The sequence below is a fragment of the Microbacterium sp. Root280D1 genome (genome assembly GCF_001428975.1).
Lineage (GTDB): Bacteria > Actinomycetota > Actinomycetes > Actinomycetales > Microbacteriaceae > Microbacterium.
Window position 1 is genome coordinate 289430 of the sequence record NZ_LMJK01000003.1, and the last position, 24160, is coordinate 313589.

General features: G+C 68.5%; 22 protein-coding genes. 9 read left to right on the forward strand and 13 right to left on the reverse strand.

Annotated elements, in window-relative coordinates:
• Positions 1-121 precede the first annotated feature (121 nt).
• Positions 122-1120, forward strand: a complete 999-nt coding sequence (locus ASE34_RS13855) for a LacI family DNA-binding transcriptional regulator (RefSeq protein ID WP_053097606.1) — start codon at positions 122-124, stop codon at positions 1118-1120.
• On the opposite strand, the gene ASE34_RS13860 is transcribed toward ASE34_RS13855, so the two are convergent.
• The 6 genes from ASE34_RS13860 to ASE34_RS13885 form a co-directional block, all read right to left on the reverse strand.
• Positions 1098-1985, reverse strand: coding sequence for a PaaX family transcriptional regulator C-terminal domain-containing protein (locus tag ASE34_RS13860; protein ID WP_072591741.1), 888 nt, complete (start codon positions 1983-1985; stop codon positions 1098-1100). The two genes, ASE34_RS13855 and ASE34_RS13860, sit on opposite strands and share 23 nt — an antisense overlap.
• The gene (locus ASE34_RS13865) at positions 1975-3240 is read right to left on the reverse strand and encodes a kynureninase (protein WP_056279591.1); all 1266 of its coding nucleotides are present in this window, start codon (positions 3238-3240) and stop codon (positions 1975-1977) included. Before ASE34_RS13865 ends, ASE34_RS13860 begins: the two co-directional genes overlap by 11 nt.
• Position 3241: 1 nt before the next feature.
• Complete coding sequence (locus ASE34_RS13870; protein ID WP_056279593.1) at positions 3242-4300, reverse strand: hypothetical protein; 1059 nt, start codon at positions 4298-4300, stop codon at positions 3242-3244.
• Positions 4300-5154: a tryptophan 2,3-dioxygenase gene (locus ASE34_RS13875; RefSeq protein ID WP_053097603.1), complete on the reverse strand. Its 855-nt coding sequence runs from the start codon at positions 5152-5154 to the stop codon at positions 4300-4302. The genes ASE34_RS13870 and ASE34_RS13875 overlap by 1 nt, the downstream gene beginning before the upstream one ends.
• Before the next feature lie 99 nt (positions 5155-5253).
• On the reverse strand, positions 5254-6969 hold the full coding sequence (locus tag ASE34_RS13880) for an amidase (protein ID WP_056279595.1): 1716 nt from the start codon (positions 6967-6969) through the stop codon (positions 5254-5256).
• Positions 6966-8006: an agmatine/peptidylarginine deiminase gene (locus ASE34_RS13885; protein WP_056279597.1), complete on the reverse strand. Its 1041-nt coding sequence runs from the start codon at positions 8004-8006 to the stop codon at positions 6966-6968. The genes ASE34_RS13880 and ASE34_RS13885 overlap by 4 nt, the downstream gene beginning before the upstream one ends.
• Positions 8007-8097: 91 nt before the next feature.
• Between ASE34_RS13885 and ASE34_RS13890 the strand changes: the two genes are divergently transcribed.
• Both ASE34_RS13890 and ASE34_RS13895 read left to right on the forward strand, forming a co-directional pair.
• Positions 8098-8814: a TetR/AcrR family transcriptional regulator gene (locus ASE34_RS13890; RefSeq protein WP_056279599.1), complete on the forward strand. Its 717-nt coding sequence runs from the start codon at positions 8098-8100 to the stop codon at positions 8812-8814.
• A 9-nt stretch (positions 8815-8823) separates the two neighbouring features.
• Entirely contained in the window at positions 8824-10197 is a 1374-nt protein-coding gene (locus ASE34_RS13895; protein ID WP_053097599.1) for a pyridoxal phosphate-dependent decarboxylase family protein, read from the forward strand.
• Positions 10198-10238: 41 nt separating this feature from the next.
• Here ASE34_RS13895 and ASE34_RS13900 read toward each other — a convergent pair whose 3' ends face one another.
• Together ASE34_RS13900 and ASE34_RS13905 are read right to left on the reverse strand one after the other, a co-directional pair.
• Positions 10239-11294: an alpha/beta hydrolase gene (locus ASE34_RS13900; RefSeq protein WP_056279601.1), complete on the reverse strand. Its 1056-nt coding sequence runs from the start codon at positions 11292-11294 to the stop codon at positions 10239-10241.
• Between the two features lie 108 nt (positions 11295-11402).
• Positions 11403-11927, reverse strand: a complete 525-nt coding sequence (locus ASE34_RS13905) for a TetR/AcrR family transcriptional regulator (protein WP_053097597.1) — start codon at positions 11925-11927, stop codon at positions 11403-11405.
• 82 nt (positions 11928-12009) lie between these two features.
• On the opposite strand from ASE34_RS13905, the gene ASE34_RS13910 reads away from it, so the two are divergent.
• Complete coding sequence (locus tag ASE34_RS13910; protein WP_056279603.1) at positions 12010-12720, forward strand: MBL fold metallo-hydrolase; 711 nt, start codon at positions 12010-12012, stop codon at positions 12718-12720.
• On the opposite strand, the gene ASE34_RS13915 is transcribed toward ASE34_RS13910, so the two are convergent.
• From ASE34_RS13915 to ASE34_RS13925, 3 genes are read right to left on the reverse strand one after another with little or no spacing between them, the layout of a single operon-like run.
• Positions 12717-13268, reverse strand: coding sequence for a cysteine hydrolase family protein (locus ASE34_RS13915; RefSeq protein ID WP_056279605.1), 552 nt, complete (start codon positions 13266-13268; stop codon positions 12717-12719). The two genes, ASE34_RS13910 and ASE34_RS13915, sit on opposite strands and share 4 nt — an antisense overlap.
• Positions 13265-14710, reverse strand: a complete 1446-nt coding sequence (locus ASE34_RS13920) for a purine-cytosine permease family protein (RefSeq protein ID WP_056279607.1) — start codon at positions 14708-14710, stop codon at positions 13265-13267. The genes ASE34_RS13915 and ASE34_RS13920 overlap by 4 nt, the downstream gene beginning before the upstream one ends.
• Positions 14711-14757: 47 nt before the next feature.
• Positions 14758-16041: a M18 family aminopeptidase gene (locus tag ASE34_RS13925; protein ID WP_056280253.1), complete on the reverse strand. Its 1284-nt coding sequence runs from the start codon at positions 16039-16041 to the stop codon at positions 14758-14760.
• 262 nt (positions 16042-16303) lie between these two features.
• Between ASE34_RS13925 and ASE34_RS13930 the strand changes: the two genes are divergently transcribed.
• From ASE34_RS13930 to ASE34_RS13940, 3 genes are all read left to right on the forward strand, one after another.
• On the forward strand, positions 16304-17167 hold the full coding sequence (locus ASE34_RS13930; RefSeq protein WP_056279609.1) for an EamA family transporter: 864 nt from the start codon (positions 16304-16306) through the stop codon (positions 17165-17167).
• A 200-nt stretch (positions 17168-17367) separates the two neighbouring features.
• Positions 17368-17769, forward strand: coding sequence for a GNAT family N-acetyltransferase (locus ASE34_RS13935; protein WP_235567514.1), 402 nt, complete (start codon positions 17368-17370; stop codon positions 17767-17769).
• Positions 17770-18162: 393 nt separating this feature from the next.
• Complete coding sequence (locus tag ASE34_RS13940) at positions 18163-19701, forward strand: HNH endonuclease signature motif containing protein (RefSeq protein ID WP_056279614.1); 1539 nt, start codon at positions 18163-18165, stop codon at positions 19699-19701.
• Between the two features lie 203 nt (positions 19702-19904).
• Here ASE34_RS13940 and ASE34_RS13945 read toward each other — a convergent pair whose 3' ends face one another.
• The gene (locus ASE34_RS13945; RefSeq protein WP_222839407.1) at positions 19905-20558 is read right to left on the reverse strand and encodes a response regulator; all 654 of its coding nucleotides are present in this window, start codon (positions 20556-20558) and stop codon (positions 19905-19907) included.
• Between the two features lie 226 nt (positions 20559-20784).
• Here ASE34_RS13945 and ASE34_RS13950 point away from each other — a divergent pair, with 226 nt between their 5' ends.
• Entirely contained in the window at positions 20785-21927 is a 1143-nt protein-coding gene (locus tag ASE34_RS13950) for a sensor histidine kinase (RefSeq protein ID WP_056279617.1), read from the forward strand.
• A 316-nt stretch (positions 21928-22243) separates the two neighbouring features.
• On the opposite strand, the gene ASE34_RS13955 is transcribed toward ASE34_RS13950, so the two are convergent.
• On the reverse strand, positions 22244-22987 hold the full coding sequence (locus ASE34_RS13955; protein ID WP_056279618.1) for a GntR family transcriptional regulator: 744 nt from the start codon (positions 22985-22987) through the stop codon (positions 22244-22246).
• A gap of 170 nt (positions 22988-23157) precedes the next feature.
• Here ASE34_RS13955 and ASE34_RS13960 point away from each other — a divergent pair, with 170 nt between their 5' ends.
• Positions 23158-24087 (forward strand): phosphate/phosphite/phosphonate ABC transporter substrate-binding protein, encoded by a 930-nt coding sequence (locus tag ASE34_RS13960; protein WP_053097587.1) that lies wholly within the window; start codon positions 23158-23160, stop codon positions 24085-24087.
• The last annotated feature ends 73 nt before the right edge of the window (positions 24088-24160 follow it).

Here is a 24160-nt window from a genome sequence, read left to right on the forward strand (position 1 = left end):
GGCGCCTGCGGACACTCTGGTGAGACCGCAGTGGCATGAGTCTCCGGCGGACGCGCTCGATCGTCAAACGTTTTCGAAAACAGTTTCCATCGCGATCGGCGGGAGACTACGCTGGCGTCTCATGGGGGCACGCACGACGATCCATGACGTCGCGAAAGCGGCGGGAGTGTCTGTGTCGACCGTCTCGAAGGCGGTGAACGGCCGGTACGGGATCGCGGATGCCACGGTGCAGCGCGTACTCGACGCGGTGAAGGAGCTCGGCTACGAGTCGAGCCTCGTGGCGAGCAGCATGCGCGCGCGGCGCACCGGTGTGATCGGCGTGCTGCTGGCGGACTTCGAACCCTTCAGCGCCGAGATCCTGAAGGGCGTCGGCTCGGCCGTGCACGACACCTCCTTCGATCTGCTCGCGTACAGCGGCTCCCACCTCGGCGCGGGCGACGGATGGGAACGCCGATCCCTGAGCAGGCTCTCCGGCACGCTGATCGACGCCGCGATCATGGTCACGCCCACGGTCGTCAGCGCCGGCACCGAGATCCCCGTCGTCGCGATCGACCCGCACACGGGCCGGGCCGACCTGCCCACGGTCGAGTCGGACAGCTTCGGAGGCGCGCTCGTCGCGACCAGACACCTCATCGAACTGGGCCACCGCCGCATCGGCTTCCTCGCCGGTCGCCCCGACCTGCGCTCGGCCGGGCTGCGCGACGCCGGGTATCGCAGGGCACTGTCGGACGCGGGGATCCCCCTCGATCCGTCCCTCATCGGTGTTGGTCGCTACGAGCTCGACGCGACCAGGGAATCCGCCCGCATCATGCTGAGCGGCGACTCGCGTCCCACGGCGATCTTCGCCGCCAACGACCTCTCCGCGATCGCGGTCATCGATGTCGCCCACGAGCTTGGTCTGCGGGTGCCCGACGATCTGTCGGTGATCGGATTCGACGACGTGCCGGAGGCCACCAGAAGGGCGCTGCCGCTCACGACCATCCAGCAGCCGATGCGGCGACTCGGCGCGGTCGCGGCTGACATGGTGTTCACGCTGCTCGCGGGGCAGGAGGTCGACGAGATGCACGTGATCCTGCCGACGCGGCTGGTGGTGCGGGCTACGACCGCCCCGCCGCGGTGAGCTCGGCGCCGGTCGCGGAGCTTCCGGCCGCGGAGTGTCGCGTGACGTCGCGCACACGCCGCCACGCGGCATCCGACAGCTCTGTCGACAGCCTCTGGAACTCGGCGACGCTGCGCCGACCGGGCCACTCGGCCGGCAGCATCGACGGCGGCAGCCCCGGATCGACGTAGGGCAGCACTCGCCAGCGGTCGAGCAGCTGCACATACGCGGCGAACGGCGCGGTGGGCAGCGTCGCGAGCGAGGCCTGGAACGCGAGGTGCTCGGCGCGCAGCGACTCGAGGTCCCACCAGTCGGCGGCGGCCTCGGGCAGTGTGCGGGCCGTCGTCGGCGTGCCGGCCTGGAACAGGGTCACCCACTCGCTCGCTTCGAGGTCGTCGACGATCTCCTGCACCTCGCCCTGCAGATGCCCCGGACAGATCCAGAGCGCAGGAGAGACGACACCCGCCCCGATCCACTGCAGGCGCCGGCGAAGCTGGTGCCGGGTGGCTCGCGCGCTCTCGGGCATCGAGAACGAGATGAGGCACCAGCTGTCGGCATCCGTCATCTCGCGCATCTCGAAGATGCGCCGATCGCCGCGCTCGAGCATCGTCGCGGCATCCGGATTCAGCAGATACCCGGCCGCGTGCCTGCGCTCGGCGAGCAGTAGTCCCTTCTGCTTGAGACGGGTGACGCCGGTGCGCGCCTGCGCCGTGGGGATCCCGAGATCGCCCGCGAGGGCGACCAGGTCGGCCGTCGAGATCCAGCCGCCGAGAGGTCGCAGATACAGCCCGACCAGAGTGCGCAAGAGGGAGGCGGTGCTGCCGGGGCGCGCATCGATGTCATCGAGCACGGGGCCTGTGGTCGCCTCTGCGCGGTCAGCGGTCATGCGACTCCAGCGCGTCGCGCACGGCGAGGACGCCGGTGAGCGTCTCGACATACGACGTGCTGAGAGGGGAGACCCCCAGACGGATGCCGTCGGGGAAGCGGAAGTCGGGGATGATGCCGTCGGTCCACAGTCGCTGCGTCACCGCGCGGAAGTCGGGGTGGCCGATGGTCACGTGGCTTCCGCGCTGTGCGGCGTCGCGGGTGCTGAGCAGGCGCACGCCGAGAGGCGCGAGCACCTCGTCGTGGGCGCGGACCGCGAAATCGGTGAGCGAGAGCGACTTCTCACGGATCGCCTCGACCGACGCCTGCTCGATGAGGTCGAGCATGCCCTGCATCGCGAGCATCGAGGTGATCGGGGGAGTGCCGCTGAGCAGCTGACGGATGTCGCCGGCCGGCTCGTACTGCGGACCCATCGCGAAGATGTCGGCGGCGCTCCACCACCCCTGGATCGGCTGGCGCAGCACGCCCTGATGCTCGCGCCGCAGGTAGGCGAACGCGGGGGAGCCAGGGCCGCCGTTGAGGTACTTGTAGGTGCACCCGACGGCCATGTCGACGCCCCAGTCGTCGAGCTGCATGGGGATCACGCCGGCCGAGTGGCACAGATCCCACATCATCAGCGCGCCGACCTCGTGCACCGCGGTGGTGATCGCCGGCATATCGGCGAGGGCGCCGGAGCGGTAGTCGACGTGGCTCAGCGACACGAGCGCCGTCTTCGCAGAGATCGCAGCGACCACATCGGCCATCTGCACCCCGAGCACCGGATCGGGCTCGATCCACCGCACCGTCATGCCGGTCTCGGCGGCGACGCCCTCGGCCATGAACCGGTCGGTCGGGAAGTTGCCCGCCTCGATGACGAGCTCGGTGCGCGAGGGGTCGGCGGTGGCGGCCGCGCGCATCAGCTTGTAGATCAGCACGCTGGTCGAGTCGGCGACCACGGTCTGACCCGCGGCGGCGCCGAGGGTGACACGTCCGATGCGATCGCCGAGCTCCATCGGAAGGGTCATCCACTGCTCGTCCCACGAGCGGATCAGGCGGGTGCCCCAGTCGTCGCGCACGAATGCGGCGAGCTTCTCGGGGGTGTCCTTCAGGGGCCGGCCGAGCGAGTTGCCGTCGAGGTAGGCGCCGACACCGGGCGCTTCGGCGAAGGCGGAGAGGTGCGAGTGCAGCGGATCGGCCGCGTCGAGAGCCTGCGCGAGGTCGAGGAGGGTGCTGTCAGCGGTCGGAGCGGCGGTCGTGGTCTCGGGTGAGTCGGTCATGTCATGCCTTCAGATCGGCGCTGGTCAGCGGGCGGGCGAGTGTCGGGTCGGCGTCGGTGCCGGGGAGTCTCAGGAGCAGAGCGGCGGGATCGAGCGGGTCCTGTGGCGCGAGAGCGCGCAGGAGGTCATCGCCCGCGATGCCTGCCTCGCGGAGCGCTGCGAGCTCGGCGGGGTTCAGGCCCACGGGCGTCGGACCGTTGCCCATGTCGGTGCCGTAGAGCACCATTCCGCCGGCGGCGTGGAAGCGGCGGACGTTGTCGACCGCGGTGGCTCGCTCGTCGCTGTCTGCATCGTGGATCGCGAGCGTCGAGATCCACGAGACGGATGCCGCCTGTCGGGCGATCTCGTCGTCGGCGAGCCGTTCGGTGAACGGTGCATGGGCGAGACGGGCGGCCCCGAGGCGAGCGGCGCGCTGCGCCTGGCCCGGTCCCTCGGCATGGGCGACCACGGACAGCCCGCGGGCCGAGGCGGCGTCGACGATCGTGCGGAACAGGTCGTCGTCGAAGACGGGGCCCGCGGTGGCGTTGCTCGCCACCTTGATGCAGGATGCTCCGGCATCCGCCATCGCGGTGACGGCCGCGCGCGCCGTCTCTGCGTCCGTGATCTCGCGGAAGGATCCTGTGGGGGCCCAGTCGCGGTCACTCGGGTACCCGCCGACGGGAGTGAGGAATGCGCCGGCGAAGTCGACCTGGACACGGTGCGAGGTGTCGGTTCGCCGGAACTCCGGAACCCCCGCGTCGGCTCGGCGGACATCCGCAGAATCCGGGATGGTGTGGCGCAGATCTCCAAAGTCGTGGGGCGACGATGCCCGGGACAGTGCTCCGATGACGGCCGGGTCCGCCCCGAGGTCGACCACGCGGCCCAGGGTCGAGCTCGCGAGCAGCGTGTGGTCGACGAGCTGAAGGTGCACGTGGTGGTCGGTGAAGCCGCCGATGACCACGCCGGCCAGACGGGGCAGATCGCCGGCGGGAGGCTCGGCGCGGAGCCGCATCCGCTCGCCGTCGCGGTCGATGATGCCGTCGCGCCATCCTTCGCCGTCGAAGAAGGTCGCCGCGTGCATCAGCCGCCGATCTCGGTGCGCACGGTGTAGAGCTCGGGGAAGAACGTCAGGTCGAGGGCGCGCTGCAGGAAGCCGACTCCGCTCGAGCCGCCGGTGCCGACCTTCATGCCGATCGTGCGCGCGACGGTCTTGAGGTGACGGAAGCGCCAGAACTGGAAGTTGTCCTCGAGGTCGACGAGGTCTTCGCACGCTTCATACAGATCCCAGTGCTGCTGGTGGTTCTGGTAGATCTCGCGGATGGCCGGCACGAGTGCGGGCGTCTCGCGGTAGGGGAGACGCACGTCCCGGTCGAGGATCTCGGTCGGGATCGGGAGGCCGCGTCGCGAGGCGTAGCGCAGGAACTCGTCATAGAGCGTCGGCTTGTGCCATTCGGCGGTGAGCAGCGCGAGGTTCGCGGGGTGGTCGCTGAAGACGCTCAGCATCTTCTCGTTCTTGTTGCCCAGCGCGAACTCGACGGCGCGGTACTGCACCGACTGGAAGCCGGAGGAATTGCCGAGCGCTCCGCGGAACTGCGCGTATTCGGTGGGCGTGAGCGTCGCGAGGATCGCCCACTGCTGGGTCATGACGTCCTGGATGCGCTTGACCCGCGCGACCCTCTTCAGCGCCTCACGGAGGTCGTCGCTCGCGAGCAGCTGGCGTGCGGACGACAGCTCGTGCAGCAGCTGCTTGAGCCAGAGCTCGGTCGTCTGGTGCTGGATGATGAACAGCAGCTCATCATGGTGCTCCGGGACGCTGACGGGATTCTGGGCAGTGAGCAGCTGGTCGAGCGACAGATACGACCCGTACGTCATGCGTCCGGACAGATCGGTGACGATGCCGGCCTCGAGCTCGCGCTCGTTGTTCTCGGTGCTCATGGGTCGCTTCCTGTCGTGACGGACAGGAAGAACATATAACAATCGTGGCGAGCGTCACAATAGTGAAATGTCGCGCGGTGGGACCGGCTTCCGCCGGGGTCAGAGCCTCGGCGTGCGCAGCGGGGGAGTACGCCGCTCGCCGGGCGCGCCGACGGCTTCGAACCCGGCCGCGAGTCGCAGCAGCGACGAGTCGTCGTAGGCGCGGCCGGCGAACGTCAGGCCGATCGGCATGCCGATGTCGGCCATCAGACCCATCGGCACCGTCACGGTCGGAATGCCGAGATGACGGATGGTCAGGTTGCCGTTCGCGATCCAGGTGCCGTTGCGCCAGCCGAGGTCGGCGGATGACTCGTTCACATCCATGTCAGCCGGCCCGACGTCGGCCACCGCGGGGAAGACGACCGCGTCGAGCTCGAGCTCGTCCATCCACTGCTCGAGGTCGACCCGGCGGGTCTCCTCGAGTCCGCGGAGGCCGTCCGGCAGCTCGGGCATGTCCTCGAATCCGACGCCGGGGTTCTCGCGCACCCATTCCGGGTACTCGGCGATGTCGTCGTCGAAGCCGGTGTAGCGGTCGGGCAGCGCACCCTCAGGGTGGGGGAAGATCGATGCCCCGTCGACCTCCGCGAGAGTGTGCAGCCGCGGGTCGCCGTTCGCCTGCAGGAAATCCTCCCAGGCCCAGGCCGACAGGTCGACGATCTCGCGGTGCAGGTACTCCGGCGTGACGAGCCCGCGGGTGGCGATGGTCGGGGCGCCGGGTCGATCGCCCTCGTAGTTCGACACCACCGGGAAGTCCACGTCGACGACCGTCGCGCCGGCCGCCTCGAGGCTCCGTCGGGCCGCCTGCCACCGGTCGATCACGGACGGACGCGTCGCGATGCGCCGGCCGGTCGGGCCGCCGATGCCCGCATCGTCGGCGGTGCCGGCGTCGGAGTCGGCGTTGATGTACATGCGCGGGATTCCGATGCGAGCGCCGTCGAGAGCTGCCGCCGCATCGGTGGAGAGCGCGCGGTACGACGCGGGGCGGACCTCGGAGGACTGCGGCAGTGACACCCACGGCTGTGCGCGCCAGAAATCGCCGCGGACCTCGGCGTCGTCGGCGACGATCACATCGAGCACCTCGAGAAGATCGGCCATGGTGCGGGTGTGCGGCACGACGACATCCATCGTCGGCACGAGCGGCCAGTTGCCCCGCGTCGAGATGACGCCTCGTGAGGGCGTGTAGGCGCACAGGGCGTTGTTCGTGGCCGGGCCGCGACCGCTCGACCAGGTCTCCTCGCCCAGACCGAACGCGCCGAAGCTGGCAGCCGTCGCCGTGCCCGAGCCGTTCGACGACCCGGAGGCGAAGGGCGCGGTGAGGAAGTCGGCGTTGTAGGGGCTCTCGGCGCGGCCGTAGACGCCGCGCTGCATGCCGCCGTTCGCCATCGGCGGCATGTTGGTCAGCCCGAGGCAGATCGCGCCTCCCGACCGCAGGCGCTCGATCGTGAACGCGTCGCGCTGCGCGACGAGGTCGGCGAAGGCGGGGCTGCCGGCGGCCGCCGTGAGCCCTCGCACGAGATAACTGTCTTTCGCCGTGTACGGGATGCCGTCGAGCGGCCCCCGCGTCTCGCCACGGGCACGTCTCGCGTCCGATGCCTCGGCCTCCGTGCTCGCCTCGGGATTCGCGACGACGATCGCGTTCAGAGCCGTGTCCGTATCGGGGCCGTCGTAGGCGGCGATGCGCGCGAGGTAGGCGTCGACCAGTTCGACGGAGGTGGCGGCGCCCGTCTCCAGCGCTCGTCGCAGGTCGGCGATCGACGCCTCGACCACGTCGATCATGCGGACACCCCCACACTCGGCTGCTGCTGGGTGATGCAGTGGATGCCGCCGCCGCGGTCGAACAGCGGGCGCGCGTCGACGGTGACGACCCGGCGGCCGGGATAGGCGTCGGCGAGGATGGCCCTCGCGGCGGCATCCGCCTTCTCGTCGCCGAACCCGCACGCGACGACGCCATCGTTGGTGACCAGATGGTTGACGTAGCTCCAGTCCACGAACCCCTCGCCGTCGCGCAGGGTCGCGGGCGCGGGCAGGTCGACGATCTCGAAGCGGCGACCGGCGGCATCGGTCTGATCGCCGAGGTGCGCGCGCAGCTCGCGGGTGACCTCGTGGTCGGGGTGCGCGGGATCCTGCTGATCGTGCAGCAGCAGCCGACCGGGGGAGACGATCGTCGCCACGATGTCGACGTGGCCGTTCGTGCCGAAGTCGTCGTAGTCGCGGGTGAGGCCCCGGGGCAGCCACACGGCCTTCGAGGTGCCGAGAGTGCGGGCCATCTCGGCCTCGACGCGGGCCTTGTCGGCGTAGGGGTTGCGGCGCGGATCGAGCTGCACGGTCTCGGTGAGCAGCACGGTGCCCTCGCCGTCGACGTGGATTCCGCCGCCCTCGTTGACGAGGGTCGAGCTCACGAGCTCGGCGTCGACGGCCCCGGCGATGATGCGCGCGTGCTGCGCCGCCTTCTGCCACTGCGCCCAGGCCGGTGCGCCCCACCCGTTGAAGATCCAGTCCACCGCGCCGAGCACGCCGGGTCGCTCGTCGTCGATGACGAACGTCGGCCCGGAGTCGCGCATCCAGAACTCGTCGACCGGCGCCTCGACGATGTCGATGGCACCGCTGAGCATCCGCCGGGCGCGGGCGATCTCCGCCGGGTCGACGATCATCGTGACCGGCTCGAACTCGGCGACCGCATGGGCGACGGCGGTCCAGGTCTCGTAGCCCTCGTCGCGCTCGGCCGCCGTCTCGCCGAGCGTCGGCCCCTCGGCGGGGAACGCCATCCAGGTGCGGTCGTGCGGTGCGGTCTCGGCGGGCATGTGCCAGGCCATGGTTGTCTCCCTCGCTGCTGATCACGACCTCGGCAACGAGAGTCGCCGTCACTATTGAACACGCGATCAACGAGTGATACGGTAACCCGTGATGAAGACCACGTCAAGAGCCGCCGCACCGCGCAGGCTGCCGCCGGAGGAGCGCGAACGCTCGATCCTCGACGGCGCCGTATCGCTCGCCTCGGAGAGCGGCCTCGAGGCCCTCACCGTGCGAGCCGTCGCTGCGCGGGTCGGCGTCACACCCGCTCTCGTCGCCCACTACCGGCCCGTGATGGAGTCGTTCGTCGCCGAGGTCTTCACGACGATCGTCGCGGCCGAGCGCGAAGAGGTCATCTCCTCCTACGACCCGACTGTCGACCTGCGCACGAATCTGCTGCGTCTCATCGAGACGCTGCTCGACGACTCGCGCGACGACGTGGCGATGGTGTGGGTGCAGTCGTGGGCGCTCGGAGCCCGCAACGAGGCGCTCGGCACCCGGGTGCGCACCGAGATGGACCTCTGGCACAGCGCCCTCGAAGACCTCATCGCCCGGGCGATCGCCGAAGATCCGGCAGTGCGGGTCGATCCCGATTCGTCGGCGTGGATGCTGCTCGCCATGGTCGACGGGATGAGCGCCCACTCGCTGGTGCACTGGGCGCCGCGCGATCGGGCCGCACTCGCTCGCCGCACCCTCTCCGCCGTGCTCGATGTCCCCGTGACGGACGTGCCGGAGCCTCCCGTTCCGGTGTCGGACGATCTCGAGCCCGCCGCAGCACGACGGGCAGCACAGCCCGCACAGCCCGCACAGCCCGCAGAAACCCTCAGGTAAGGACAGCTCATGGGAGCAGAACGCATGCACGCGGCCTCGGCCGAATCGACGGCGATCGTCGATGCAGTGCTCGACTACTCGCGCCGGCGGATGCTCGCGGCCGATGTGCCGCTCGACAAGCCCCAGTCGCCCGCCGAGCTCGACCGTCTGGTCGGCACGACGATCACCGATGCGGGTCTCGGATCGCAGCGGGCGCTCAGCGTGTTCGAGCACATCCTCGCTCCCGCCTGCCTGACGACGAGCCACCCGGCGTATCTGTCGTTCATCCCGACGGCGCCGACCATCGCGTCGATCGCGTTCGACCTCGTGGTCTCGGCATCCGGCCTCTATGGCGGCAGCTGGCTCGAGGGCGCAGGAGCCGTGCATGCCGAGAACGAGGTGCTGTCGTTCCTCGCCTCCGAGTTCGGCCTTCCCGACACCGCGGGTGGGGTGTTCGTGCAGGGTGGCACGATCGGCAACCTGTCGGCACTCGTCGCGGCGCGCGAGGCGGCGAAGGCGAAGCTGCTCGACGCGGGCAAGGAGCTGCCTCGTCGCTGGAAGATCGTGTGCAGCGTCGAGGCGCACTCCTCGAACAAGTCGGCGGCGAAGGTCATGGACGCCGACGTGCTGCTCGTGCCGGCCGGAGACGACGGCGTGCTGAGGGCGGACGCGGTGCGCGACGCACTCGCCGAGCACGGCGACGAGATCTGCGCTGTGGTCGCCACCGGCGGCTCGACCAACTTCGGCATCGTCGACGACATCGCCGGCATCGCCGCGCTGAAGGACGAGTTCGACTTCTGGCTGCACATCGACGGCGCGTACGGGCTGACCGCCATGCTGGCCCCCGAGGCCCGGGGTGTCTTCGCCGGGGTGGAGCGCGCCGACTCGGTGATCGTCGATCCGCACAAGTGGCTGTTCGCGCCCTTCGACTGCTGCGCGCTGATCTACCGCGACCCCGATGCGGGTCGTCGCGCGCACACCCAGCACGCCGAATACCTCGACACGCTCACCGACGCGGGCGACTTCAGCCCGTCGGACTACTCGATCCAGCTCACCCGGCGCCCCCGGGGGTTGCCGCTCTGGTTCTCGCTCGCGACCTACGGGGTGACGGCCTATCGCGAGGCCGTGAGCGCGACGCTCGCTCTGACGCAGCGGATCGCCGCCGAGATAGCCGCGCGGCCCGAGCTCCGTCTCGTGCGCGACCCCCAGCTGTCGGTCGTCGTCTTCGAACGCGAGGGCTGGGAACGCGGCGACTACGACCGGTGGTCCGACGAGCTCCTCGACTCGCAGCGTGCGTTCGTCGTGCCGAGCTCGCACGGGGGCCGACCGAACACCCGCTTCGCGATCCTCAATCCGCTCACCACGTTCGACGACCTCGTCGGCATCCTCGACACGATGAAGTAGGCAGCGGGACACGAAAGACGGCCCACGCCGACCCCGCCCCGTCAGCGGGTGGTGTGCGCGTCCAGGAAGTCGATGGTCTTCTGCAGGGCCGTCTGCGCATCCGGCATGTCGAGATGGAACTGGTATTCGTGGGGCAGCTGCGGCTCGTGCGGCGCAGGCCAGAAGAGGGTCGTCACGTCGACGCCGAGCGCGTCGAGCCGCTGGGCCATGGGGATCGACTGCAGCCAGGTGAGACCGTCGCCGTTGCCGCCCGAGATGTAGGTCGTCGGGAAGTCCTCGGTGACCCAGTCGATCGTCGACATCGTGGCACCGGTCGAGTCCTCGGCCCAGGTCTTGGTGCCTGAGTACGCCCACATCGAGGTCTTCAGCCCCCAACCGGCGATGCCGTCGAGCGTCGCGAGTGCGGCCAGGTCGTAGACGCCGCAGTTCAGCACGGTCGCCACCACCTGCTCGGCCTCGAGCGCCGGGGTGACGTCCATGATCTCGGCGTAGTCGGGGCTCGTGATGAGCGTCGCCATCTGACTGGCCAGCTGACCTCCGGCGGAGTCGCCCGCGAGCACGATCTGGGTCGGGTCGACGCCCAGCTCGTCGGCGTGCGCGTCGATGTAGGCGAGCGCGTCGTTGAGCTGGTGCACGGCGAGCGGATACACCCCTTCGGGTCCGATCGTGTAGTTCACGGCGATGGTCGTGTAGCCCTCCGCAGCGAGGATCCGCATGTACGGGTCGACGTTCTCCTTCGATCCCGAGATCCAGGCGCCGCCGTGAATCCAGACGACGGTCGGAAGCGGGCCCGTGGCGGATGCCGGTGTGAAGACGTCCATCGTGGTGTCGGCGCCTCCGTCCGCATACGCGAGATCGAGTTTCTCGGTGAGTTCGGTGTCGGGCACGTGCTTGTCCATCTCGGCGGCAGTCTCGTCGCCGCCCCGGGTGAACACCGCGCGGATCGCCATCGCGGACGGCCAGGGGGTGAGCGCGCCGATGATCGTCACCACGGCGACGACGATCAGCACGATTCCGACCGCCACCTTCGTGCGATGCCAGGGGCGACGACCCTTCGTCGGGTGGACGGATCCGTCGTCGTGCGCGCTCGCGGTCATGGAAACCCCTCTCCGCGCATCATCTTGGCAGTATTCCGGTTGCTCTTCGGCGCAGCCGCTCGCCGAGCGGTGAGATCGGCAGGCCACCGAGCGGGGTGCTCCGACCTCTCAGGCGGTCAGTCCCGCGAGTATGCGCTCCACCGCGTAGTCGAACGCCTCGTCGACGTCGCCGCCCAGACGGAAGGCTCCGGCGAGTTCCATCTGCAGGAACCCGGTCGCCCAGGAGGTGAAGAGCCGGGCCGCATCGAGCGCCCGATCCGGCCCGACGAGAGCGGCGCATGAGCGCAGCACCGGAACAGACGTCCGGTGCAGGGCGTCTTCGGGCGCGGAGGCGGTGAACAGCAGGCGGAACGCGTGCGGGCGTTCGTGCGCGAAGGTGCGGTAGGCGGAGGCGAGGAGGGGGAGCTCGTCGCCTGCGGCGTCGAGCCTGACCGTCAGCGCGTCGGCCGAGGCCTCCGCCACTGCGGAGAGCAGAGCGTCACGATCGCGGATCCGCTTGTAGAGGGAAGGTGCGCGGACGCCCACTCGCTCGGCGACCGCCTGCATGGTGAGTCCCGCGGGTCCGGCGGATTCGAGGATGTCGCGACCGGCGTCGATGATGGCCGCCAGCGAGGTTCGTTCGGGGGTCGGCATCCGAGTCTCCTTCATGGCTATTGACATTAGCTATGATAGCTACGTAGTCTAGCCATCATAAGCCACCGCGAAGGGAACGGCCATGAAGCTCGCACCGCACCTGCATCGACTCGGCAACGACATCGTCGCGTCATATCTCATCGATCTGCCCGAGGGGATCACGCTCGTCGACGCCGGGCTGCCCGGGCACTGGAACGATCTGCAGCGCACCCTCGCAGAACTGGGGCGCCCGCTCTCCGACATCAGGGGCCTCGTCCTGACCCACGGCGACAGCGACCACATCGGGTTCGCCGAGCGGCTGCGCAGCGAAGCAGACGTGCCGATCTTCATCCACAGCGCCGACGCGCACCGCGTGCGCACGGGTGAGAAGCCGAAGACCCCGATGGGACCCGCTCGCGTCGGTCCACTGCTCGGCTTCCTCGCCTATGGCGTGCGCAAGAACGGGCTGCGCACGCGCCATGTCACCGACGTCATGACGGTCGCCGACGGCGAGGTGCTCGACCTGCCGGGATCTCCGGTCATCATCGGGATGCCGGGACACTCGCCGGGCAGCATCGCGGTGCACATTCCCGCAGCGGACGCGGTGTTCGTCGGCGACGCCCTCACCACGCGCCATGTGCTGACGGGGCAGGTCGGTCCTCAGCCCGCGCCATTCACGGATGAGCCGACCGAGGCCATCGCGTCTCTCGACAGGCTGGCTGCCGTGTCGGCATCATGGGTGCTGCCCGGGCACGGAGCTCCGTGGCGGGGGTCGCCCGCCGACATCGCGGCCGCGGTGCGCGCGGGGAGCTAGAGCCCCGACAACACGGAGGCGGTGTCGCTGATCGTGATCTGCGGCGGGTAGAGACCCATCACCTGCATCGCGGCCGCATGATTCTCCGCCGTCGATCCCGCGCAGGCATCGCCGACCACGGTGACGTGCGCTCCGGCATCCGCTGCGGCCAGTGCGGTCGAGATGACGCAGCAGTCGGTCGCGACACCCGTCAGCACGACGTGCGCCCCTCGGCCGACGACCGCCTCGATCTCTGCGCCCCACTTGCCGAAGGTCGGCAGGTCGAGAGTCGGATGCGGCGACAGCCCGGCCGCGTCGGGGACGAGGTCGAACAGCGGATCCGTCGGCGGCTGGTCGGCGAACGGCCACGCGGCGAAGTAGGCGCCCCACGAGGTCGAGCGGTCTGCCGTCGGCATCCAGCGCGTCACGATCACGCGGTCGCCGAAAGTCGTGGCCAGCTCGCGGATGCGCGGCATCGTGTCGGCGAAGAACGGCGATCCCCACGCAGATCCGGGCGACGCGAAGATCTGCTGAGGATCGATCACGATCAGCCAGGGACCGTCGCTCACGCCGAGGCCTCCTGCGCGCGGATCTTTCCGGCCCGGGCGAACCAGGTCACGACGAACGACAGCACGAGGGCGAAGAAGACCCCGAGGTTGGCATAGGCCCAGTCGCCGTCGACACCCCCGACGAGGCCGAGCAGGTAGCCCTGCCAGTTGTTCCATGGCGCAGCATCCGCGAATCCGTTGAGCACGAAGCCCCAGCCGATCACGCTCGCGATCACCATCGTGCCGATCGAGATCCAGTCCCACGCGCCGTAGCGGCCGCGGCTGTCGAAGAGCGCCTCGTCGTCGTAGTCCTTCTTGCGGCGCAGGATGTCGGCGATCAGGATGCCGGCCCATGACGCCAGCGGCACGCCCAGCGTGATGAGGAAGCTCTGGAACGGACCGAGGAAGTCGGTCGCGAAGAACACCACGTAGATCGTGCCGATCGTGAGGATCACACCATCGATCGCCGCCGCGGACGGGCGGGGGATGCGGATGCCGAGGCTCAGCAGCGTGAGGCCCGAGGAGTAGATGCCCAGCACCGCGCCGGAGACGAGCGCCAGCACGGCGGTGAGCAGGAACGGAACGAGCACCCAGATGGGCAGGATCGTCGCGAGCGCGCCGATCGGGTCGGCGGCGATCGCCGCGCTGAGCTCGTCGTCGGATCCGGCGAGCAGCAGACCGAAGATGACGAGGATCACAGGAGCCACCGAGCCGCCGATCGTGTTCCACAGGACGATCGCCCCGTCGGATGCCGTGCGCTTCTGGTATCGCGACCAGTCGGCGGCGATGTTGATCCAGCCGAGGCCGAAGCCGGTCATGACCATGACGAGAGCGCCGGTGACCTGTCCGATCCCGCCGTCCGGACGCGCGAGGACGGCCGCCATGTCGATGCTCGGGGCGGCGAGGACGATGTAGAGCACCGTCACGATGCCGGTGACCCAGGTGAGCACCGACTGCAGCTTCATGATCGTGTGATAGCCGAGCACGGATGCCGCGACGATGAGCGCGGCGACGATCACGGTGGCGGTGATCTTCAGCGCGATGCTGTCGCCGTCACCGCCGAGCTGCGTGATGACGGTGGCCGTGGCGAGCACGGCCATGATCGCGAGGAACGTCTCCCAGCCGATCGACGTCAGCCACGAGACGATGCCCGGAACCTTCTGCCCCTGCACGCCGAACGCCGCACGGGACAGCACCATGGTGGGCGCCGAACCGCGCTTGCCGGCGATCGCGATCAGTCCGCACAGCAGGAACGACACGACGATGCCGATGATCGACACGAGGGTCGCCTGCCAGAACGAGATGCCGAAGCCCAGCACGAACGAGCCGTACGACATGCCGAACACCGAGACGTTCGCCGCGAACCACGGCCAGAAGAGGTCGCTCGGCTTGGCGGTGCGCTCGGATTCGGGGATGATCTCGATGCCCGCGCGCTCGATGAGAGCAGGCTTGATGTCCGTCATGCCATCATCCTGGCACTGCGCAGGGCCTGCGAGGGCGTCGGCAGGGCTCAGCCGGCGAAGAAAGCTCCGGCGACGCGGGTGAGGTCGTGCAGGTCCGAGACGCCGGCGAGCTCGCGCGCCGAGTGCATCGACAGGATCGGGATGCCGACGTCGACCGTGCGGATGCCGAGACGCGTGGCCGTGATCGGGCCGATCGTCGAGCCGCACGGCACGTTGTTGTTCGACACGAACTCCTGCGTGACCACGTCGGCGGTCTCGCACCAGCCGCGCCAGGCGGCGGAGCCGACGGCATCCGTCGCATAGCGCTGGTTGGCGTTGAGCTTGAGGATCGGTCCCGAGCCGAGCAGCGGCTGCACGACGGGGTCGTGCTTGTGCACGTAGTTCGGGTGCACCGAGTGGCCCACGTCGCTCGACAGGCACCACGACGCCGAGAACGCGCGTCGACGCTCGGAGGCGTCGGCGCCGAGCGCGTCGTAGACGCGGCCGAGGATGTCTTCGAGCAGGGGGCCGCCCGCGCCGGAGCGGGAGTTGGAGCCCAGTTCCTCATGGTCGAAGGCCGCGAGGATCGCGATCGGTCCGCTGACTGCCGTATCGATCTTCTCGAGCGCGACGACGCCGGCGTGCACCGAGGCGAGGTCGTCGAGTCGGCCGGAAGCGAAGAACGCGCGGTCCTTGCCGAAGATCGCGCCGCGCGCTGTGTCGGCGATCACGACGTCGTAGCCGCGGATGTCGGATGCCGAGACGCCGGCCGAACCGGCGAGCTCGGCCAGGATGTCCTCCTGGGTCGGGTCGCCGAGGCCCCAGACGGGCTGCGTCTGGAACTGCTTGTCGAGCGCGAGGCCCGTGTTCGCCTCGCGGTCGAGGTGGATCGCGAGCTGGGGAAGCCGCAGCAGCGCTCCCGTGTCGGCGAGCACCACGCGTCCGTCGGCGAGGGCCAGCCGTCCGGCGAGACGCAGCTCGCGGTCGAGCCACGAGCTCAGCAGCGGACCGCCGTACACCTCGACGGCCGCCTGCAGCCAGCCCCTCGAACCGGTCGTCGGCTGCGGCTTGAGCTTGAAGCCGGGGGAGTCGGTGTGAGCACCCAGGATGTGAGCGGGCGTGGTCGCGGTGGCGTCCCCCGGAACCGTCCACGCGATCGCGGCACCGTCTCGCACGACGACATAGCGTCCGCCGGGGGCGACATCCCAGGCCTGATCCTCTTCGAGACGCGCGAAACCGGCATCCTCGAGGCGCCTGGCCACCTCGGCGGCGGCGTGATAGCTCGAGGGCGAGGCGGCGACGAAGTCGGCGAGATCCTCGGCGTGGGCGAGAGCGTCCGGGGTGACGGGCATGAGCGACCTTCCTGCAGGGGCGGTCCTTCGATCGTAATCGGCGACTCGATGCGCGATCTCCGCGACGGTCGGATGGCGGTCGTTCACCTTCTCGTCACCATCGGCCGGTACGGTCGATCTCGATAGCGCCTAGGGTTCCGGGGTTCGTCCCGTCTGGTCCGAGCGGCGCCACGGTGCTCCTCCGCAGGAGCGCCGTCATCTGACAGGACAAAAGCCCGGAGGACCCTGTTCGTCGCGCCCGCGAAGAACGGAAGGGTCTCTGATGTCCGCTCTCGCCTTCGCTCTCGTCCTCGCCGCAGCCGTCACGCACGCCGCCTGGAACATCATCGCCCACGGCGTGAGCCGCGCAGGGACGCCGTTCCTCTGGTGGGGGGCCGTCGGAGGAACCGCCGTCTGGATCGGGGTCGTGCCGTTCACCGGCGGGCTCGGCACCGACGACGTTCTGGCGTTCCTGCTCGGCGTCGGAGTCTCCGGTGTGCTGCACGTCGCCTACATGGCGGTGCTGCAACGCGGATATCGCGAAGGCAACCTCTCGACCGTCTACGCGACGGCTCGGGGCACCGGGCCGTTCCTCTCTGTGATCGTCGCCGTGCTGGTGCTCGGGGAGCGCCCGTCGGCCCTCGCGCTCACCGGCGTCGCGGCGATCATCCTCGGAGTCGTCGCGATCGGTCTCGTCGACCGAGGACGCGCCGACCGGTCGCGTCGCCTGGATCCCGGGCTCGTGTTCGGTCTGCTCACCGGCGTCGCGATCGCGGTCTACACGATCTGGGACGCCAACGCCGTGCGCACGTGGAACCTCTCGCCCGTCGCCTTCATGGTGGGGACGATGCTGCTCGAGATCCCGTTCTACTCGCTCGGCGTCCGAGGCCGATGGGCGGCCGTTCGCGCGCTCGGCCGCACGCAGTGGAAGCGCATCGTGGCTTTCAGTATCCTGTCGCCGCTCTCGTACATCCTGGTGCTCACGGCCATCCAGATCGCTCCGGTCGCACTGGTCGCGCCGCTGCGCGAAGTCAGCGTCGTGGTGGTCAGCCTGTTCGGTGTCTTCGCCCTGAAGGAGAGCAGGCCCGGATGGCGTCTCGCCGCGTCCGCGGTCGTCGCCGGCGGAATCGTGCTGCTCGCGCTGTAGCGGTGGTTCTGCGGCGGTGGTTCTGTGGTCGTGGTTCTGTGGTCGTGGTTCTGTGGTCGTGGTCGTGGTCGTGGTCGTGGTCGTGGTCGTGGTCGTGGTCGTGGTCGCGGTCGCTCCGGGTGCGTGGCCTGCGTGATTGTATGGATGCTGTGTGCGCCGGGTGGAGTCTTCGAGAGAGCAGTCCGTCGGATGCGCACTGGATGTCGGAGCTGCGAGCGATCGTCATGCGCGCCGATCTGGAGCGTCTCGGACGCTTCGACCCGGTGCGTGTGCGGCAGCGGTTCCTCGATGGGTTCGTCCCGCAGAACACGCGAGTGATCGTGGTTGCCGGACGGGACGTGGGCCTCATCGCGGTGAGGCCCGAGAGCGACGCGGTGTGGATCGAGCACTTCTACCTCGATCCCGCTCAGCAGGGCCGCGGCCTCGGCTCCGCGGTGCTGGCGGACGCCTTGGAGACGCGTCATGCGGGCGATGACCGGCCGTTCCGCCTCAATGTGCTGCAGGGCAGTCCGGCGCGACGGCTGTACGAGAGGCACGGCTTCGAACTCGAGAGCGAAGACGCGGTCGACGTCTTCATGAAGGCCGAGCCGCTCCGGCGCTGATCGGGTGCCCCGTGACGGGTGCTTCGTGGCGGGGTCTCGTTCCTCGTGTCTGGGTCCTTGTTCCTCGTTCCTCGTGTCTTGTTCCTCGTGTCTCGTTCCTCGTTTCTCGTTCCTCGTGTCTCGTTCCTCGTTCCTTGTTCCTCGTTCCTCGTTTCTCGTTCCTCGTTCCTCGTGTCTCGTTCCTCGTGTCTCGTTCCTCGTTCCTCGTGTCTCGTTCCTCGTGTCTCGTTCCTCGTTCCTCTTGTCTCTTCTGCCCTCGTTGACTGGTCTCTCCGCTCCTCTTGTGCCTGCGTTGTGCGGCATTCCGGGAGATTGGAATACGTGCTCTGATCTGGTCTAAATCGGACTGGTTTCGGGGGTCGGATGTCGGTGGTTCCGTGTTGACTCGAGGGTATGAACAGCATCGTGGAGCGTCTGGGTCGGGTCGTCGCTGACCTTGATGCGGTGCTGTGTGATGACGCGCTGGCGGGGTTGAGCGATGCGGAGCGTGTCGCGGTGCTGCAGGCGGCGGGGGCCGTGTTCCGGCGGGCCGAGGCGGTGATCGTGGAGACCGTGGCGACCGGGGATCCTGCGGGGTTTCCGCATGCGGCAGGGTGTCGCGGGGTGAACGAGCTGGTGCAGCGGATGGTGGGCGTGGATGTGCGGGGTGCGTCCCGGGTCGACAGGGTCGTCGATCTGGTGCGCCGGCCGGTGAGTCTGGCGGGGGAGCGGATGCCGGCGCGGTGGTCGGAGATGCGCGTGGCCTTGTTGGATGGTGTGGTGGGTGTCACGGGGTTTCTGGCGGCGACGGGCCCGATCGAGCGGGTGTGGGACCGGTTGAGCGTGGATCAGCGGTTGGCGGCGGATGTGGCGTTGGCGGGGTGCGCCCGCGGGCACGGGATCGGCGGGGGCGCGGATTCTGGTCCGGCGCCGACGGTGCAGGATTTGAAATCTCTTGCGGAGGATCTCGCCTCGATGTTCGACCCGGACGGGGAGGAGCCGAAGGATGAGGACGCGCGGCGCAAGCGCGGGATCACGATCGGTCGTCTCACGGACGGGATGCATGCGATCCGAGGGTATCTGACTCCGGATGCCGCGGCCCAGTTGCAGCTGATCCTGGACGCGATGCTGAACCCGAAGGGTGACGGCCCGCCCATGCCGGGAGTGTTCTTCACCCCCAGCGGTGACACCGGTCACACAGACACAGACACAGACACAGACACAGACACAGACACAGACACCGGTGCTGACCCGGGTGTTGATCCGTTCAATGTGGATGAGCGCAGCGTGCTCGATGATCGCACGGCGTCGCAGAAACGCCACGATGCTCTCGCCGCCGCTCTCGCGATAGCCGCCCGTCACAAGGACATGCCCACGCTCGGTGGTGCATCCCCGGTGCTCGTCGTCACCGTCGACGCGACAGACCTCGCCCACCATGCGGAAGGTTCTGCCTTCGGTGCGGGCATCGCCGGCGCGGGTGGTGGTGCGGGCAATGGCGGGTGGGCGACGATCCCCGGATCCGGTGCGCATGTGCCTGTGTCCGTCGCGGCGCAGACCGCATGTGCGGGGGCGATCCAACGGGTGCTCCTGGACGAGGGGCGCATCATCGGGATCAGCACCACCGACCGCGTGTTCACCGTGCATCAACGCCGGGCGATCATCGTCCGCGACAAGGAATGCCTCATCCCCGGGTGTCACGTGCCCGCATCCTGGTGCGAGATCCATCACGTCACCGAACACGCCCGCGGTGGGCCGACCCATACCGACAACGGTGTGCCGCTGTGCTGGTGGCACCACCGATCCCTGGGCACCTCGCAGTGGGAGATCCGTATGAACAACGGGCTCCCCGAAGTCCGTGGACCGAACTGGTGGGACCCCGACCAACGCTGGCGCACCCCACAACACAGCCTCCCCGCGGACCGTGACCGAAGGTGCCTCGTTCGAACCGGGTGATACGCGGCGGCATCCTCACGGCAAGTGCTGCTGATCCCGAACAGCCGGCCAGACTCAGCGAGCCGGACTCACCGTGCCCGGCTCAATGGACGCGCCTCAACAGTCTCACTCCAATGATCCCGCTGGTCAGCGATCCCGCCGGTCAGCGATCCCGCCGGTCAGCGATCCCGCCGGTCAGCGATCCCGCCGGTCAGCTGCCCGCTTCAGCGGAAGTCGACCAGCCCGGCGTGCGCTGCCGTGACGAGGATCTGCACGCGATCGCGCACGTGCCACTTCGACATGATGCGGCCGAGGTGGGCCTTCACGGTTCCCTCCGACACGATCAGTGTGCGCGCGATCTCGGCGTTGGACATCCCCTGCGCGAGTCGCTGCAGCACCTCCTGCTCGCGATCCGTGAGCGCCTCCAGGGTGTCGTCGCCGCCGACGGGCTCCGTATCCCGCACGTGCTTGATCAACAGCGACGCGATCCGCGGCGACAGCGAGCTCGCTCCGCTGTACACCTCTCGCACACCTTCGAGAATGCTCGCCGCGCTCGAGTCCTTCAGCAGATAGCCCGACGCACCTGCGCTGAGCATCGGAAGCACGGTGTCGCTGCCGTCCAGCGTGGTGACCGCGAGGATCTTGATCTCAGGCCAGCGTTCGCTGATCACCGCCGTCGCCTCGATGCCGTTCATCTCCGGCATCTGCACGTCCATCATCACGACGTCGGGACGCTCGCGTTCCACGACCTCGATGCCCTCGAGCCCGGACTCCGCCTCGGCGATCACCGTGATCTCCGGGTCGCGGGAGACGAAGTGAGAGAGCGCTGAGCGCACCAGGGGATCGTCATCGACGATCACGACGCGGATTTGGGACATGGAGGAAGCCTAACCGGGGTCTACCTGCGGCGCGAGGTATTAGACCTTTGGCTATCGAGGTGTAGCCGTGAGACAGATGTGCCGCTCGCAGATCACCGAGAAGATGAGTACATCGCTAGTCAAAAGTGCAATAAAGGAGGTGAACGTATATGTCTTTCTGGAACCAGGTTGGTCACTTCTTCGGCTTCTACCGCTAATCTATATGGCGAAAAGGAGATACTGAAGTATGGCTTCAAGTCTTTCGACGGGTGACCGCTCTGACGTCACCCGACTCGGCAGGGGCGAGAAGCTCAGCACGATAGAACGCATCGCCGTTTTGGCGGTCGTCGGGACCATCGTCATCTTCGACATCGTCGGACTGTTCCTCCCTCCGGGGCTGGAACCTCTGACAGCGGCAATCGGGATCGCATCCACTGCAGTCCTCGGCCTCTTCCTCTGGTCGCCACTCATCGCGACATACGCCCTCGGCGTCGTGTTCGCCCTATCCTTCATCCCCGGCATCGAAGCCCAGGTGCTGACCGTCGCCGCTTTCGCGGCCGGCTTGATCGTGCGCCTGGGGTGGACCTCACTGGTCCTGTCCTATGTCGGAGTCTTCCTCGTCGCATCCGCGTTGGTCGCCATGGGCGATTCGACGGATGCGTTCAACATCGGCATCTTCCTGGTCGGCGCCGCAGTATCCGGAGCCGTCGGCTATGCGCTTCGCCTGGCATTCGCTCGGGGGCGGACGCTAGAGATGCAACTGGCCGAGAAGGCCGAGCAGGAACGCCAGGCAGTACTCGCTGAGCGGCGCTGGATCGCCGGCGAGCTGCACGACAGCATCGCGCACCACCTCACCGTGGTGGCGCTGCACGTGCAGATGCTCGACGACGATCGCACGAGCAGAGATTCGCAGGAGGCGATTCGCATCGCCGCACGCAAGGCGATGACCGACCTCCGCTTCGTGATCGACCTCGCAGACGACGGACCCCGCTCCGAGGGAATGCCCTCCGGTGATCTGGTGGCCTCCGTCGAGGAGGCCGCGCAGGAGTTCGAAGCCGCCGGCCATGCCGTGGCCGTCATCGGCGACCCTTCCGATGAGCGCGTCCCGCGGGCCGCCGAGATCATCCTCGCGCGCATCATGCGAGAGTCCGCCACCAACGTCCTCAAGTACGCCGGCGCGGGCGAAGTCGAGATCCGATTCGACATCGACGACGACGCCGCGAAGATGGCGGTGAGCAGTCCGCTCTCCATCACGCCGCGTCGCGAGCTCTCCTCGAGCCGCACGGGCATCGGCCGCATGGCCGAACGGGTTCTCGGTGCCAGCGGCGAATTCAGCGCCGGCGAACTCGACGGCCGCTGGGTCGTCTCGGCGCTGCTGCCGATCGTCTGACGCCTCCGGCATCCCAGCATCCCGGCTTGAAAATGGCAGGGGATTGCGTACCGGTATTCCGGTACGCTGGGAGCCAGATCCGCGGAATTCCGGGGTTTTCGACGTGAAACCTAGACGAAAGTCCAGGGTAGATCTCGACTATAGACCGTGTTCCATGGTGTAGCCGGGCGCTTACATTGGGTATACCCCAGAAATAGCGCATCCCCAGCGCTGTGATCGCGAGCGCGGTCTTTGGAATCTGATCCCCATCGCGCTCGCGATCGGCTTCCTCCGACGAGTCACCTCGAGGAATCGATGCCGATCGACTGGCCGGCTCTCAGCCGCCCACTGCACGCATGTAGTGCCCGTCCGTCGAGATCCCCGACGCCGCGACCGTGAACCGCACCACCTCGCTGAGGTAGCGATCTTCGGACGCCTCGAAGATGCGCCCGCTCGCATCACGGGAGATGCGGCTGAGTCGAAGGATCGGCGTTCCCTGCGGCACGCGCAGCAGGGCGGCATCCTGCTCGTCGGCGGCGACGGCGTCGATCTGGTGCTCGAGCCCGACGATCGGGTGTCCCACCGACCCGAGGTACTCCGTGATCGAGACCTCGTCCGTGTCGACGTCGAGCAGTCGTCGTCCTACTGCCTCGGTGTAGAAGAGCCGCTCGAGCATCGTCGGCCGGCCGTCGAGCAGGCGCAGTCGCACGACGCTGACGATCGTGTCTTCGGGTGACACTCCGAGCAGTTCTGCGCGGTCACCGGCCCTGCGAAGGCTCAACTCCTGCGTCTGCGCGCCCGGAGTCACCCCGAGATCGCGGGCCCAGCGAGTGAACGGCACCGACACATCGACCGCCTGGCTGGCCTTGCGCGACACGACCCGCGCGGGGCGTCCCCGCCCCGTCTCGATCAGGCCCTCTCCGCGCAGGGCGGCGAGAGCGTTCCTGATCGGACCCCGCGAGGTGCGCCACCGTTCGGCGAGCTCCGCCTCGGTCGGCACGTCGTCGCCGGGGCGCAGGGTGCCCGCCGCGATCTGCGCGCGGAGGTCGTCTGCGATCTGGGTGTATACAGCTTCGGCCACATAGGCATACTACTTCGCTATCGAGGTGGAACGGTTGCGCGTTCCCTCGATGTTCATCCGAGGAAAGACCGGGTGAACGGACCTTGAACTCTTCCAAGTTAGGTACATATCTTGGCTGTTGCCCTGTCAGAGTGGCTCGTGGATCACCCCTCTCACTCTGAAAGGTCCTCATGAAGCTCCGCGCTCTCCCCGTACTCGCCGGCGCCGCGATCCTCGCGCTCGGCCTCGCCGCCTGCTCCGGCTCCGCAGAGGCCACCGGCGCGTCCGGTGCCGACGCATCATCGGCCGCCGGCGGATTCGCCGTCGACGAGAACACGCTCGTCTTCGGCGTCGTGCCCGACTCGGTCGACACCGAGACGAACTACCAGCCGCTCATGGACTACATCGCCGAGATCACCGGCAAGACGGTGGAGTACCACGAGTCCACCGACTACGCGGCGCTCATCGAGGCCGCCGTCGCCGGCAAGGTCGATGTCGCCTCGTTCTCCGGTTTCACCTACGTCACCGCCACGAACAACGGCGCGAAGCTCACCCCGATCTCCTCGATCGTGACCGAGGAGGGCCAGGAGCCCGGGTACTACTCCCAAGCCATCGTGCCTGCCGACAGCGACATCTCGAGCATCGAGGACTTCGCCGGCAAGAAGGTCTGCTTCGTCGATCCCTCGTCGACGTCGGGATACCTCTTCCCCTCCTACAACCTGCTCGAGGCGGGCATCGACCCCAAGACCGACATCACGCCCGTCTTCGCGGGCAAGCATGACGTGAGCGTGCAGAAGGTCGGCGAAGGCGTCGAGTGCGAGGTCGGATTCGCCGAGGACTCCGAGGTCGAGAAGTCGGATGCCGTCAAGGTCATCGACGAGACCATGGTCCCCGGAGCGCCGCTCGTCTACTCGTCGACTCTGCCGGACGACGTCGCGCAGGAGCTCATCGACGGACTCTCCGAGATCACGATCGACGACATCATCGCCGCCGGCATCGAGGGCGCGGACACTGATGCGTTCCGCAGCGTGTTCTACGCCACCAAGCCCGTCGACGACGCGTACTACGACCTGATCCGCGACATCTGCAAGGAGACCGAAGCGGAGCAGTGCCAGGGCTGACGCCCTATCGCTGACCGCAGCGTCAGCCGAGCGCCCCCGTTCCGCAGTGTGCTCCCACCCGGGGCAGCGGAGC

Bases quoted from the DNA above. Each gene is read 5' to 3' on its own strand.
- ASE34_RS13870 (WP_056279593.1), bottom strand. From the start codon at position 4,300: ATGCACGCGGCGACCTTCTTCGACGGCGAAGGATGGCGCGACGGCATC.
- ASE34_RS13860 (WP_072591741.1), bottom strand. From the start codon at position 1,985: ATGACCGCTGACCGCGCAGAGGCGACCACAGGCCCCGTGCTCGATGAC.
- ASE34_RS13890 (WP_056279599.1), top strand. From the start codon at position 8,098: ATGAAGACCACGTCAAGAGCCGCCGCACCGCGCAGGCTGCCGCCGGAG.
- ASE34_RS13935 (WP_235567514.1), top strand. From the start codon at position 17,368: ATGTCGGAGCTGCGAGCGATCGTCATGCGCGCCGATCTGGAGCGTCTC.
- ASE34_RS13905 (WP_053097597.1), bottom strand. From the start codon at position 11,927: ATGCCGACCCCCGAACGAACCTCGCTGGCGGCCATCATCGACGCCGGT.
- ASE34_RS13920 (WP_056279607.1), bottom strand. From the start codon at position 14,710: ATGACGGACATCAAGCCTGCTCTCATCGAGCGCGCGGGCATCGAGATC.
- ASE34_RS13910 (WP_056279603.1), top strand. From the start codon at position 12,010: ATGAAGCTCGCACCGCACCTGCATCGACTCGGCAACGACATCGTCGCG.
- ASE34_RS13865 (WP_056279591.1), bottom strand. From the start codon at position 3,240: ATGACCGACTCACCCGAGACCACGACCGCCGCTCCGACCGCTGACAGC.
- ASE34_RS13925 (WP_056280253.1), bottom strand. From the start codon at position 16,041: ATGCCCGTCACCCCGGACGCTCTCGCCCACGCCGAGGATCTCGCCGAC.
- ASE34_RS13945 (WP_222839407.1), bottom strand. From the start codon at position 20,558: ATGTCCCAAATCCGCGTCGTGATCGTCGATGACGATCCCCTGGTGCGC.
- ASE34_RS13880 (WP_056279595.1), bottom strand. From the start codon at position 6,969: ATGATCGACGTGGTCGAGGCGTCGATCGCCGACCTGCGACGAGCGCTG.
- ASE34_RS13900 (WP_056279601.1), bottom strand. From the start codon at position 11,294: ATGACCGCGAGCGCGCACGACGACGGATCCGTCCACCCGACGAAGGGT.
- ASE34_RS13885 (WP_056279597.1), bottom strand. From the start codon at position 8,006: ATGGCCTGGCACATGCCCGCCGAGACCGCACCGCACGACCGCACCTGG.
- ASE34_RS13950 (WP_056279617.1), top strand. From the start codon at position 20,785: ATGGCTTCAAGTCTTTCGACGGGTGACCGCTCTGACGTCACCCGACTC.
- ASE34_RS13930 (WP_056279609.1), top strand. From the start codon at position 16,304: ATGTCCGCTCTCGCCTTCGCTCTCGTCCTCGCCGCAGCCGTCACGCAC.
- ASE34_RS13960 (WP_053097587.1), top strand. From the start codon at position 23,158: ATGAAGCTCCGCGCTCTCCCCGTACTCGCCGGCGCCGCGATCCTCGCG.
- ASE34_RS13895 (WP_053097599.1), top strand. From the start codon at position 8,824: ATGGGAGCAGAACGCATGCACGCGGCCTCGGCCGAATCGACGGCGATC.
- ASE34_RS13940 (WP_056279614.1), top strand. From the start codon at position 18,163: ATGAACAGCATCGTGGAGCGTCTGGGTCGGGTCGTCGCTGACCTTGAT.
- ASE34_RS13855 (WP_053097606.1), top strand. From the start codon at position 122: ATGGGGGCACGCACGACGATCCATGACGTCGCGAAAGCGGCGGGAGTG.
- ASE34_RS13875 (WP_053097603.1), bottom strand. From the start codon at position 5,154: ATGAGCACCGAGAACAACGAGCGCGAGCTCGAGGCCGGCATCGTCACC.